This window comes from Streptosporangium album (assembly GCF_014203795.1).
In the GTDB taxonomy this organism is placed as follows: Bacteria; Actinomycetota; Actinomycetes; order Streptosporangiales; family Streptosporangiaceae; genus Streptosporangium; species Streptosporangium album.
This window is the reverse complement of record NZ_JACHJU010000006.1, coordinates 81,191-93,976: the sequence shown is the minus strand read 5'-3', so window position 1 is coordinate 93,976 and position 12,786 is coordinate 81,191. Positions and strand designations below refer to the sequence as shown.

At 69.2% G+C, this 12,786-nt stretch carries 11 protein-coding genes and 1 riboswitch; of the genes, 10 read left to right on the top strand and 1 reads right to left on the bottom strand.

Annotated features, from left to right (window positions below):
* Positions 1-214 precede the first annotated feature (214 nt).
* Positions 215-351, top strand: a riboswitch (cyclic di-AMP (ydaO/yuaA leader).
* Positions 352-370: 19 nt separating this feature from the next.
* From FHR32_RS39225 to FHR32_RS39195, 7 genes are all read left to right on the top strand, one after another.
* The gene (locus FHR32_RS39225) at positions 371-1,075 is read left to right on the top strand and encodes a CHAP domain-containing protein (RefSeq protein WP_184759652.1); all 705 of its coding nucleotides are present in this window, start codon (positions 371-373) and stop codon (positions 1,073-1,075) included.
* A gap of 451 nt (positions 1,076-1,526) precedes the next feature.
* Positions 1,527-2,879: an ABC transporter substrate-binding protein gene (locus tag FHR32_RS39220; RefSeq protein WP_184759651.1), complete on the top strand. Its 1,353-nt coding sequence runs from the start codon at positions 1,527-1,529 to the stop codon at positions 2,877-2,879.
* Between the two features lie 82 nt (positions 2,880-2,961).
* Complete coding sequence (locus FHR32_RS39215; RefSeq protein WP_184759649.1) at positions 2,962-3,942, top strand: carbohydrate ABC transporter permease; 981 nt, start codon at positions 2,962-2,964, stop codon at positions 3,940-3,942.
* The gene (locus tag FHR32_RS39210) at positions 3,939-4,817 is read left to right on the top strand and encodes a carbohydrate ABC transporter permease (RefSeq protein ID WP_184759647.1); all 879 of its coding nucleotides are present in this window, start codon (positions 3,939-3,941) and stop codon (positions 4,815-4,817) included. Before FHR32_RS39215 ends, FHR32_RS39210 begins: the two co-directional genes overlap by 4 nt.
* Positions 4,814-6,238: a GH1 family beta-glucosidase gene (locus FHR32_RS39205; RefSeq protein WP_184759645.1), complete on the top strand. Its 1,425-nt coding sequence runs from the start codon at positions 4,814-4,816 to the stop codon at positions 6,236-6,238. Before FHR32_RS39210 ends, FHR32_RS39205 begins: the two co-directional genes overlap by 4 nt.
* A 33-nt stretch (positions 6,239-6,271) precedes the next feature.
* Positions 6,272-7,279 (top strand): LacI family DNA-binding transcriptional regulator, encoded by a 1,008-nt coding sequence (locus FHR32_RS39200; RefSeq protein ID WP_184759643.1) that lies wholly within the window; start codon positions 6,272-6,274, stop codon positions 7,277-7,279.
* A 77-nt stretch (positions 7,280-7,356) separates the two neighbouring features.
* A complete protein-coding gene (locus FHR32_RS39195) occupies positions 7,357-8,244 on the top strand; it encodes an aldose 1-epimerase family protein (RefSeq protein ID WP_221466881.1) in 888 nt (295 codons plus the stop codon).
* A gap of 374 nt (positions 8,245-8,618) precedes the next feature.
* Here FHR32_RS39195 and FHR32_RS39190 read toward each other — a convergent pair whose 3' ends face one another.
* Positions 8,619-9,548, bottom strand: coding sequence for a MurR/RpiR family transcriptional regulator (locus FHR32_RS39190; RefSeq protein ID WP_312882909.1), 930 nt, complete (start codon positions 9,546-9,548; stop codon positions 8,619-8,621).
* 131 nt (positions 9,549-9,679) lie between these two features.
* Here FHR32_RS39190 and FHR32_RS39185 point away from each other — a divergent pair, with 131 nt between their 5' ends.
* Genes FHR32_RS39185 through FHR32_RS39175 form a run of 3 tightly spaced genes read left to right on the top strand, consistent with a single transcriptional unit; the run spans position 9,680 to position 12,707 of the window.
* The gene (locus FHR32_RS39185; protein ID WP_184759639.1) at positions 9,680-11,062 is read left to right on the top strand and encodes an MFS transporter; all 1,383 of its coding nucleotides are present in this window, start codon (positions 9,680-9,682) and stop codon (positions 11,060-11,062) included.
* Positions 11,059-11,499, top strand: coding sequence for a GAF domain-containing protein (locus FHR32_RS39180; RefSeq protein ID WP_184759637.1), 441 nt, complete (start codon positions 11,059-11,061; stop codon positions 11,497-11,499). The genes FHR32_RS39185 and FHR32_RS39180 overlap by 4 nt, the downstream gene beginning before the upstream one ends.
* Positions 11,496-12,707, top strand: coding sequence for a metal-dependent hydrolase family protein (locus FHR32_RS39175; protein ID WP_184759635.1), 1,212 nt, complete (start codon positions 11,496-11,498; stop codon positions 12,705-12,707). Before FHR32_RS39180 ends, FHR32_RS39175 begins: the two co-directional genes overlap by 4 nt.
* Positions 12,708-12,786 lie beyond the last annotated feature (79 nt).

Below are 12,786 nucleotides of genomic sequence, written 5' to 3'. Positions count from 1 at the left end.
CCTGGCCCGGAGTCGTCGATCCTGACGGGACCCCAAAGCTTCCCCCTCGATTTCGGCGTATTCCCAAGTCAGGGCAATGTGCCCTACTTGTAATTGTTCGTCCCTTTCACGTAGTTTCGAGTCATTCCTGGTGAATGCCTCGGTCAACCAAGACCTACGCGGCCACCATCACATTGCCCGTCCGTGCTTCATCGGAGCGGATGACTCCGCCCCATGAGCACGGCCGCCGAATCCGCGGATCTCGCGGAACCGGGGAACCACTTTTCTTGGGGTGAATCGACGCCTTCGCGCCGTAGGGCACTTCCCAGCCCGAACCCGTCAGCTAACCCGGTAGGCGGCATGAGAAGCGAAGCAAGGAGTTCTCCCCCTCATGGCCACGAACCGCGTTACTCCCAGGTCACGTAACCTGGCCCACATTCTTCTCGGCGCGTCCATCCTCGTCGGTGGCGGCACCCTCGCGGCTCCCGCGGCCCTCGCGGAGACCGCCGGGCACAGCCCGCTCAGTGCTCCCTCGACGGAGGTCGTCAAGACCGCCAACGTCGCCAAGACCCCTCTCGAGCTCCAGGCCGAGCGCCTGCCCAAGGTCACCGCCTCGCAGGTCCTGGACATCGCCGCCCGCCAGATCGGCATCTCGGAGAACGCCCAGGGCGGCGGGACGAAGTTCCAGTCCTGGTACATGTCCTCCCCGCGAGCCAGGGAGACCCTCGCCCGCGACGGCGGCAACGTGGCCGACTACGCCAACGCCCCCTGGTGCGCGATGTTCGTCTCCTGGGTCGGCGATCAGGCCGGCATCCGGCCCACCATGGGCTGGGACGCCTACACCGTCGCCTACGCTCAGTGGTTCAAGGACAACGGCCACTGGGGTGACGTCGCCAAGCCCGGCGCCGTCGTGTTCTACGACTGGCAGGGCGGCAAGGACATCAGCGGGATCGACCACGTCGGCTTCGTGAAGAAGGACAACGGCGACGGCACGATCAGCACGATCGAGGGCAACACCGGCAACGGCAAGGTCGAGGCGCGCGTCCGGCCCAAGTCCCAGGTCGTCGGCTACGGCTACCCGGTCTACAGCGGCTGACCCACCGGCACCGCACACCACGGCCACCCGTCTCCGGACGGGCCGGCCCACCGGCACCGAAAGGGGCCCGGCTCATCTGAGCCGGGCCCCTTTCCGGCGTCCGGCCCGCCGCCTTCCGGGGGCCCGCCGCCCGCAGCCCCCGGATGCCCGCTTTCCCCGACGACGGCTCTGCCGTACGGAATGTCACGGTACGTCACTATGTGATGGGAGCGCTCCCAGGCGCCTCTCTGAGAGGTTTGCGAGGTATCAAGTCATTAATCCCCCACGAACAGGCCAGATGTAACGGTTGAGTTTCGGCATATTGACGCCTTGGTTGCCTATCGTCCACTCTTCGTGGGAGCGCTCCCAAAAAACGTTGAGGAACCTAACCCATCGCGCATCGTGTTTGTCGGGGACCGATGCGCGATGTCACCTCCCATCAATTCGGGCGACCACCTGAGAGGGGTCCGTAATGTTGAACACCAAGCGGCATGGCAAGCTCGCCGCGGTCGCGGTGATGGCGGCCACCGCCCTGGCGATCACTTCCTGCGGTTCGAACGAGCCCGCCAAGTCCGCGGCCGGCGGCGGCGCCTCCGCGCCCGCCGCCGAGCCGGTGACCATCACCGTGCACACCTTCGGCGGCGGCGCGAACTTCGGCTACAAGAAGGCCGTGGAGACGTGGAACGCGGCGCACCCGAACATCCAGGTCAAATACCAGAACCTGACCGACCGGTTCGAGGACGTCTACCTGCCCCAGCTCCTGCAGAAGCTGCAGGCCGGCAGCGGCACCGGGGACATCGTCGGCATCGACGAGGGCGCGATGGGCCTCATGAAGGCCCGCCCGCAGTTCTTCACGGACCTCGCCCAGTACGGGCTGGACAGCCGCAAGACCGACTTCCCCGCCGCGAAATGGGACAACGGCATCAACAAGGACGGCAAGCTCTTCGCCCTCGGCACCGACATCGGCGGCATGGGCATGTGCTACCGCAAGGACCTGCTCGAGAAGGCCGGCCTGCCGGGCGAACGCGACGAGGTCAGCAAACTCTGGCCGGACTGGGCCTCCTTCATGGAGATCGGCAAGAAGTTCCAGGCCGCCAACCCCGGCAAGGGCGCCCCGAAGTTCCTCGACGGACCCAACACCCTCTACAACGTGGTCCTGTCGCAGGAGGCGCCGAAGAACGGCAACATCGCCTACTTCGACACCGGCAACCAGCTCGTCATCGACAAGAACCCGGCCATCAAGACCTCGTTCGACACGGTGAAGTCCTACAGCGAGGCGGGCCTGACCGCCAAGCTCGCCTCCTTCACCCCGGAGTGGAACGCGGCGATCAAGAAGGGCGGCTTCGCCGTCATGGGCTGCCCGGCCTGGATGCTCGGCGTCATCTCCGGCAACGCCGGTGACGAGGGCAAGGGCAAGTGGGATGTGGCGGGGGTCCCCGGCGGCGCCGGCAACTGGGGCGGCTCCTACCTGGCGGTCCCCGCACAGAGCAAGCACCCGAAGGAGGCCGCCGAGGTCCTGAACTACCTCACCGGCAAGGAGGGCCACGTCGCGGCCTTCCAGGAGGCCGGCGCCTTCCCGAGCTCCCTGTCCGGACAGCAGGACCCGGCGGTGGCCGACATGAAGAACGGGTTCTTCAGCGACGCGCCCACCGGCAAGATCTTCAGCGACTCGGTCAAGGACCTGCTGCCCGTCTTCCTGGGTGAGAAGCACGCCCAGGTGAAGACCGCGGCGGAGAAGGTCCTCGAGGGCATGGACAAGGGCTCCATCCCCTACGGGGAGGCCTGGACCAGGTTCATCGAGGCCGGCACCAAGGCAGCGGGCTGATCCCCATCCCGTCCCGCACGGGCCCGGCGGCGGCTGTCCCCCCGCCGGGCCCGTCGACTGCCCTCCGCTGAAAGGCTGACCGATGACCCTGAACGTCGACACCCCCGCTCCGGCGCGGAGGCCCGGCCCTCGCCGGACCGCCGGGCACCGGAGTCCGGGACGGGGCGGCAGAGGATTCGCCAGGTTCGACCTCCGGGCGACCCCCTACTTCCTCGTCTCGCCGTACTTCCTGCTATTTGCGATCTTCGGTGTCTTCCCGCTCGGCTACACCCTCTGGGTGTCCCTGTACGACTGGGAACTCGCCGGCGACAAGACCTTCCTCGGACTCGACAACTACATCAACCTGATCACCGACGGGGCGTTCTGGAACGCGGTGGTCAACACCCTCGGGATGTTCGTCATCTCGACGATCCCGCAGCTCGTCCTCGCCCTCATCATCGCCAACGCGCTCAACAAGCGCATCCGCGGCCGGCTCTTCTTCCGCCTCGGCGTCCTGCTCCCGCTGGTTACCTCGGTCGTCGCGGTCGCCGTCGTCTTCACCCAGCTCTACGGCCGCGACTACGGCATGATCAACTGGTTCCTCGGCCTGTTCGGCGTCGACGCCATCGAATGGCAGAACCAGAGCTGGAGCGCGTGGATCGCCATCTCCACGATGATCGACTGGCGCTGGACCGGCTACAACGCGATCATCCTGCTCGCCGCCATGCAGACGATCCCCAAGGATCTCTACGAGGCCGCCGCCCTCGACGGCGCCTCGCCCCGGCGGCAGTTCTGGCAGATCACCGTCCCGATGCTGCGCCCGACACTCGTCTTCGTCGTGTTCATCTCCACCATCGGCGGTCTGACCCTGTTCACCGAGCCGGTCATGTTCGAGGGCAACCCGACGATGGCGGGCGGCGCCACCGGCCAGTACCAGACGGTGGCCATGTTCATCGTCAAGGAGGCGTTCCGCGACTTCGACATGGGCTACGCCTCGGCGGCCGCCTGGCTGCTGTTCGCGCTGATCCTCATCGGAACACTGATCAACTACTCCTTCACCCGCCGCATCGGGGGTAAAAAGTGACGGCGATTCAGACCCGGCCGCGCTCCACGCGTTCGCAGCCCCGAAACCGGATCTGGGACGCGGGCCCGCTGACGAAGGTGGTCCTCGCCTTCGCGCTCGTGCTGTCGGCCTTCCCGATCTACTACATGTTCATCATGGCCACGCGGACCAACGACGAGGCCATCGACACCCCGCCGCCGCTGCTCCCGGGCGGCCACCTCGGCGAGAACATCCAGCGGCTCCTGTCCACCGAGGACGCCTACTTCGCCACCGGCCTGATCAACTCGGCCATCGTGTCGATCACGGTGACCCTCTCGGTCGTGCTCATCTCCACCCTGGCCGGCTTCGCCTTCGCCAAGCTGCGGTTCCGGGGCAGCAAGATCCTGCTTGGCCTGATCCTGGTGACCATGATGGTCCCGCTCCAGCAGATGGGCATCGTCCCGCTCTACGAGATGATGGTGACCCTCGGCTGGACCGGCCAGATCCAGGCGGTGATCCTGCCCTTCCTGGTCAACGGGTTCGGGGTCTTCATGATGACCCAGTACACCACCCAGGCGGTGCCGGACGAGCTCGTCGAGGCGGCCCGCGTCGACGGCGCCTCCACCATGCGCATCTACGCCAACGTGGTGCTTCCCGCGGTACGGCCCGGCATGGCGGTGCTGGCACTGCTCACCTTCATGCAGAGCTGGAACGAGTTCATGTGGCCGTTGATCGTGCTGAACCCGGACAACCCGGTGGTGCAGACCTCGATCGCGGCGCTCAACCAGGCCCACGGCACCGACTACGTCATGTTGTTCACCGGCACGGCGGCCTCGGTCCTCCCTCTCTTCATCGTTTTCGTCGCGTTCGGCCGCCAGATCGTCGGCGGCCTCATGGAAGGTGCGGTCAAGGCGTGACCACGCAAAAGACGCAGATTCAGACGCCGGATCTGGTGTTCCCGACGGACTTCGTCTGGGGCGCGGCCACCTCCGCCTACCAGATCGAAGGCGCCGTCTCCGAGGACGGCCGCGGCCAGTCCATCTGGGACACCTTCGTCAAGCAACCCGGCAGGGTGGTCAACGGCGAGAACGCCGATGTCACCATCGACCACTACCACCGCTACCGCGACGACGTGCGGATGATGGCGGACCTCGGCCTCGGCGCCTACCGGTTCTCCATCTCCTGGCCGCGGGTCCAGCCCGACGGCAGCGGCCCGATCAACGCCAAGGGTCTCGACTTCTACAGCCGGCTGGTCGACGAGCTGCTCTCGCGGGGCGTCGACCCGTGGGTGACGCTCTACCACTGGGACCTGCCGCAGACCCTGGAGGACGCGGGCGGCTGGCCGTCACGGGACACGTCGAAGCGCTTCGCCGACTACGCGGCGGCCGTGCACGAGGCGCTCGGTGACCGGGTGCGCAACTGGAGCACGGTCAACGAGCCGTGGTGCGCGGCGTTCCTGGGATACGCCTCCGGCGAGCACGCCCCCGGGCGGCGCGACCCGGCCGAGTCGGTGCGGGCCGCCCACCACCTCCTCCTCGCGCACGGCCTCGCCACGTCGGCCATGCGCGCCCAGCGGGCCGACACCAGGATCGGCGGCTGCGTCAACCTGTACGCGATCACCCCGCAGACGGGCTCCGACGCCGACGCCGACGCCGCCCGCCGGATCGACGGCCTGCAGAACCGCTTCTTCCTGGACGCGCTGCTGAAGGGGGAGTATCCGGCCGACGTCCTGGAGGACCTCGGTGAGACAGGCGGATTCATCCAGGACGGGGACATGGAGAGCATCTCCGCCCCGCTGGACATGCTGCTGATCAACTACTACAGCCGTTTCACCGTCTCCGGCACGCCCGGCGGCGCGGCCTCGGCGGCGGCGGCCCCCACCGACACCGGCTCGCCCTGGGTAGGCAGCGAACACGTGTCGTTCGTCGAGGGCGGCCGGCCGGTCACCGCCATGGGCTGGGAGATCGACGACACCGGTCTGCACGAGATCCTGGTGAGGCTGGCCCGCGAATATCCGCGGATCCCGCTGGTCATCTCCGAGAACGGCGCGGCCTTCGACGACGTCGTGGACGACGACGGCATCGTGCACGACCGTGAACGCCTCGACTACATCGCCGCCCACCTGCGCACCTGCCACGCCGCGATCGAGGCGGGGGTCCCTCTGGAGGGCTACTTCGCCTGGTCGCTGATGGACAACTTCGAGTGGGCGTGGGGGTACGGCAAGCGGTTCGGGCTGGTCCACGTCGACTATGGGACGCAGCTGAGAGTTCCCAAAGAGAGCGCTCTCTGGTATGCCGGGACCATCAGGCGTGGAGGCCTGAGCGGTCCGGCAGAATAAGGGGTCAGCGAATCTCTTATGGGGGCGAAGAACATGAACGGCGACCGTCGTCCGACGCTTGAGGCGGTCGCGGCTCTGGCCGGTGTCGGCCGTGGCACGGTGTCGCGGGTCATCAACGGCTCACCGAAGGTGAGCGAGAAGGCCCGTGACGCCGTGCAGCAGGCGATCCAGGAGCTGGGCTACGTTCCGAACAGGGCCGCCCGCGCACTGGTCACCCGGCGCACCGACACGGTCGCACTGGTGGTCTCGGAGTCGGAATTGCGCGTCTTCGACGAACCCTACTTCGCCGGGACCATCCGTGGCATCGGCTCGGCCCTTTCCGAGACCGGTCTGCAACTCATCCTGGCGATGGCCCAGTCACAGCAGGACCACGAGCGGCTGGAGCACTACCTGACCGGCCAGCACGTCGACGGAGTGCTGCTGATCTCGCTGCACGGCGCCGACCCGCTGCCCGGACGGCTGGAGGCGATGGGCGTGCCGACCGTCATCGGCGGCCGGCCCGTCGGGCTCACCCCCTACAGCTACGTCGACGTGGACAACCGGGCAGGCGCCCGGCAGGCGGTCAAATACCTGCTGGGCAAGGGCCGGCGGCGGATCGCCACCATCGCGGGGCCACAGGACATGGGTGTGGGCGTGGACCGGCTCGCGGGCTACCGTGACGCGCTGCTGGCCACCGGCCTGCCCGAGATCGTGGCCTACGGCGACTTCAGCGAGGAGAGCGGAATCGTCGCGATGCGCAAACTCCTCGCGGAGAACTCCGGCATCGACGCGGTGTTCACCGCCTCCGACCCGATGGCGCTGGGTGCGATCCGGGTGCTGCGGGAGGAGGGCAAGGTCATCCCCGAGGACGTGGCGGTGATCGGCTTCGACGACTCCCCCGCCGGTTCGCACTCCTCCCCCGCGCTCACCACCGTGCACCAGCCGACCGAGGCGATGGGCCGCCAGATGGCCCATCTCCTTGTGGCCCGCATCAACGGCGAGCACCTGGAGCAACCGGTGGTGATACTGGACACCCATCTGGTCGAGCGGGCCTCCGCTTAACAGGGTCCCCGGCCCGTATACCTTCGATCCGATCACGTTCGACTCTCCCTCCTGGTGAAAGGACCCCCGTGTCCCGGATGTTCACCCTCCGCAGCGGCACCCTGCACGCCGAGATCACCGAATGGTCCGCCGCCCTGCGCGTGCTCCGCCACGGCGAACGTGATCTGGTGCCCAGCTGGCCGGTGGACGGCCCGATCCCCTACTACAGCGGCACCCTCCTCGCCCCCTGGCCGAACCGGATCGCCGACGCCTCCTACACCTTCGAGGGCCGGGCCCACCGGCTGACGGCGAACGAGGAGGACAGGGGCAACGCCCTGCACGGGCTGGTCGCCGGGGTCGACTGGGAGGCGGTGGAGTGGCTGGCCGTGGAGGACGAGCACGGCTCCGTACGGCTGGCCCACACGATCACCCCCTCCTCCGGTTACCCGTTCACCGTCGCCCTGCAGGTGCTCTACTCCCTCACGTCCGAGGGGCTGACCACCACGGTGACCGCCGAGAACCTCGGCGACGGTCCCGCCCCCTACGGCTGCGGCCCGCACCCGTGGCTGCTGGCGGGAGAGCGGGTCGAGGACTACGAGCTGCACCTGCCCGCGACCAAGGTGCTGCTGGTGGACGACCGGCTGCTGCCCCGCTCCCTGGAGGACGTCTCCGGCACGCCGTACGACTTCACGACCGCACGGACGGTCGGCGGCACCGCCGTGGACCACGCCTTCACCGGACTCCTCGCGGACGCCGACGGGCTGGTCCGGGTCCGGGTGAACGGCCCGGACGGCGGGGTCGAGATCCGCTGGGACGCCTCGGTCCTGCCCTGGGTCCAGGTGTGCACGGGGACGGTGCTCGACTTCCAGGGGCTGGCCGTCGAGCCGATGACCTGCCCGCCGGACGCCTTCAACTCCGGCACCGACCTGATCGTGCTGCAGCCCGGCGACAAGGTCGAGACCTCCTGGACGATCTCCCCGATCTGAGGCGGCGATGGACAGCAACACCAAGCGCCCGCTCACCGCCGCCGAGCTCGACGCGCCGACGATCTTCGGCGAGCCGGCGGAGACCGACGAGATCGTGGCGGGCTACCGGGCGGCGGGCGGCGTCGTGGAGTTCACCCGCTCCGCCCGCACCCGGATCGCCCTTTACCGCCTCCACCTCGCGTTGATCATTCTGGTGGAGAACGGCCCCCGCCGGTCGCGGAGGAGGACTACGCCCCCCTCCGCGACCGGAGCATCGCCTCCCTGCTCAGCGCGCTGGACCAGCTCTCCGCCTGACAGCCGGTTCACCTGCTCGGCGACGGGCGGGATCCGCGGCCTGGCCTGCCGGCGCCCGCGCGGGCCGGATGATACGGATCTCAGCCCTGCGCGGCCTCACCGGCTCGCTGGACCTTTGCCGGCCTGCCTGCGGAGGCCGCCGGTGCGGGACGGCGGTGCAGCAGGCCGAACGTCGCCCACATGCCCTCGGCCGCCTCGATGGAGACGCCGGTGCGCCCCGGGTCCACGGCGGCGAGCTGGGTGACCAGCGCCTGGGCGACGGCCATGCCGGCGGTCAGCGACGGGAAGAACGCCACCCCCTCGGCCGGCACGATCACCACCGCTTCCGCCGCGTCCGCCAGGGCGGGGCTCGCCGCGTCGGTCAGCGCGAAGACCCGCACGCCGCGCGAGCGCGCCACGTTGGCCGCCAGCACCGTGCTCTCATACAGCCGCCAGAAGCTGATGGCGATCAGTACGTCGCCGACGCCGATCGCCGCCACGCTGTTCGCCAGCTCGGCGTCGCCGGCGGTGACCGCCGTGACGGGGTAGCCGGCCAGCCGCGCGTTGTGCGCGAGCGCCAGGCCGACCGCGGCGTAGCTGCCGTCGGCGACGATCAAGGTACGGCCGGCGGCGGCGATCGCCTCGGCGATCGTGAGAAGCACCGCCTCGTCCAGCCGCCGGTTGAGCAGCGCGAGGCTGTCGAGGTCGCGCCGGAGCGATCTGGAGCTGGGCGAGCCGGTCCCGCTGTGCTCGGCGGCGACCTGGCCGGCGCTGAGTGACGACAGGTATCGTGCGCGCAGCTCCTGCTGGAGCGCGGGCCATCCGGTGAACCCGAGCGCCTGGGCGGTGCGGGTCACGGTCGCCACGTTCACGCCCGCGAGGTGGGCCAGCTCGGCCGCCGACCCGAACGACGCCCGGCGCGGCTGCGAGAGGAGGACCTCCAGCACCGCGGCCGCCTTGGGGCGCAGTCCGCGCTGGGGCACGCGGGCGCGCAACCAGTCCTCGAAGCTGTCCGGCGCGCGCTCTGTCACGTGATCCTCTCCCTCGCCCGGAGACATGCTACGCGTTTCCCGTTATGCAAAGACTATTGCAGTTCATACAAAAAGCAATATAGGTTGCTGAAAATCGAACTGCAGGGCCACTACCTGGGGAAGGTGCGCCAATGACCTTGCTGGCCCGTCTGGACCGGCTTCCACTGAGCCGTCCGCACTACCTGCTGCTGCTGATCGGCGGCCTCGGCTACACCTTCGACGGCATGGACTCGGCCGTGGTCGCATTCCTGCTGCCCAGCGCTCAGGAGGTGTGGGGGCTCGGCAACGGCCAGCTCGGCCTCATCGGGTCCGCGACACCGTTCGGGTTCCTCTTCGGCGCGACCATCGCGGGCCTGCTCGGCGACCGCATCGGCCGCAAGAAGGTCATGATGTACGCGCTGGCCTTCTACGCCGTCTTCTCCGTCATCGCCGCGTTCGCCCCGAACTACGAGGTGTTCCTGGTGGCCAGGGTGCTGGCCGGGGCAGGAGCGGGCGCGGAGAGCGCGATCATCGCGCCGTTCCTGTCGGAGTTCGTGCCCGCCAGCCGGCGCGGCTGGTTCATCGGCGCGCTGGCCGGGTTCTTCTCGTTCGGATTCGTCATGGCCGCGCTGATCGGCCGGTTCGTGGTGCCGACGATGGACAGCGGCTGGCGCGTCGCGCAGCTCCTCACCGCGCTGCCGATCGTGATGCTGCTGTGGTGGCGCCGCTCACTGCCCGAATCGCCGCGCTACCTGCTGCAACAGGGCCGCCGGGACGAGGCGGAGGCGGTGGTCGCCGATCTCGAACGCCGCGTCGAGCAGGCTGTCGGCGAGCCGCTCCCGCCGGTCCCGGAGACCACCGCCCGGCCCGCGACGGAGACGCCGAAGGTGAACCTGTTCAACGCCCTGCGGTTCCTGTGGAGCCCGGCCATGGCCAGGCGCACCGCGGTCATCTGGCTGATCTGGTTCGTGATCACGTTCTCCTACTACGGCTTCTTCTCCTGGATTCCGACCCTGCTCGTGCAGCGCGGCATCACGGTGACGAAGAGCTTCGAGTTCTCGATCATCATCTACCTGGCGCAGATTCCCGGCTACTTCTCCGCCGCCTGGCTGTCGGAGCGGCTGGACCGCAAGAACACCATCGCGATCTACCTGTCCGGCTCGGCGGTCAGCGCGTTCTGGCTGTCCCAGATGGACAGCCCGGTCACCATCACGCTGGCCGGAGCGGTGCTGTCCTTCTTCCTCAACGGCACGTACGCAGGCGTCTACTCGTACACCCCCGAGGTGTTCCCCACCTGGATCCGCGCCACCGGCACCGGCCTGTCCAGCGCGTTCGGCCGGGTCGGCAGCATCCTGGCGCCCACGATCATCGGCCTGTCCGCCGCGAGCCTGGGCTTCGCGGGCGTCTTCGGCCTCACCACGGCGGTGCTGGCGGCCGGGGTGATCTGCGTGCTCGTGTTCGGCCTGGCCACGGCCGGACGATCCCTCGAAGACCTGACCGAACACGCCGACGTGACGAAGGAGACGATGAAATGACCGGCCTGGACGAACTGGAGGCGACCGTACGGCGGGAGCTGGGAGTACGGCTGTTCACGGTCCTCGCCTGGATTCCCGGGCGCCGCGCACTGCGCCGGGCGCACAGCAGCCACCCGGAACAGTATCCGGTGGGCGGGGAGAAGACCGTCGAGGTCGCCCAGGGCTGGATTGCCCGGTGCATCGAGGCGGGCCAGCCGTACTTCGGCCCCGACCGGGCCGCTGTACGGGAGATCTTCGCCGACCACGAGCTGATCGAGAGCCTGGGCTGCGGCTCCATCATCAACGTGCCCGTCATCGACGGAGGGGAGGTCCTCGGGGTGCTCAACATCCTTGACGCCGAGGGGAATTACGACGAGGAGTCGGTCGCCGCCGCCGCGTCCCTCGCACGGCTCGCCGTGCCCGCGCTGCGCGCCGCTGTACGGGAGGGCGAAAAGTGAGCCTGCTGCTGCGCAACGCGCTGCTGCTCGACGTGACCACCGGCGAGTACGCCGAGGGCGATCTGCGCTGCGAGGACGGCCGCATCGTGGAGGCGGGCCCCGGGCTGGCCGCGCCCGAGGGCACCCGGGTGGTCGATGTCGCGGGCGCCAGCGTCGTGCCCGGCCTCATCGACGCGCACGTGCACGTCACCGCCGCGTCCGCCGACCTCGGCTCCCTCGGGTCCATGTCGCCGTCGTACGTCGCCGCGCACAGCGCCCGGATCATGAGCCAGATGCTCGACCGCGGCTTCACCACCGTACGCGACGCCTCCGGCGCGGACTTCGGCCTCGCCGACGCCCAGGCCGAGGGCCTGGTCCGGGGTCCGCGGCTGCTGTTCTGCGGCAAGGGACTGAGCCAGACCGGCGGCCACGCCGACTTCCGTGGCCGGGGCGTGAACCAGCAGGACGATCACCCGTGCTGCGCCGGTGTCGGCCGCGTCGCCGACGGCGTGGACGCCGTGCGAGCCGCCGCGCGTGACGAGTTGCGCAAGGGCGCCCACCACATCAAGGTCATGGCCTCCGGCGGCGTGGCCTCCCCGACCGACCGCATCGACTCCACCCAGTACTCCATGGACGAGCTCCGCGCGATCGTCGAGGAGGCCGCGGCCGCCAACCGCTACGTGGCCGCGCACGCCTATACCGCGCGCGCCGTCAACCGCGCCCTCGAGGCGGGCGTACGCTCCATCGAGCACGGCAACCTGATCGACGACAGCAGCGTCGAGCTGTTCCTGGAGCAGGACGCCTACCTCGTGCCGACCCTGGTGACCTACTGGGCGCTCAAGGAGGAGGGCATGGCGTTCGGACTGCCCGAGTCGAGCTGGCGCAAGGTCGACGACGTGCTCGGCGCGGGCCTCCTGGCGCTGGAACGCGCGGCCCGCGGGGGCGTGCGGCTCGTCTACGGCACCGACCTGCTGGGCGGCATGCACCGGCACCAGAACCACGAGTTTCGCCTGCGCGGCGAGGTCCAGCAGCCGCTCGACGTCCTGCGCGCGGCCACGGTCAACGCCGCCGAACTGGTCGGCATGGCAGGCGAGATCGGCACCCTGTCCGTGGGCGCGCACGCCGATCTGCTCGTGCTCGACGGCGACCCGCTGCGGGACATCGGCGTGCTCGCCGAGCCCGAGCGCATCCGCCACATCGTCCAGGCGGGCGAGGTCGTCTCAGCTTGATCACGCCGCACCGTGCTCGCCGCGCTGCTCATCCAGGCCCGTCATCCCGTGCCTATGAGCAGGCTCGTCGACGAGCGGT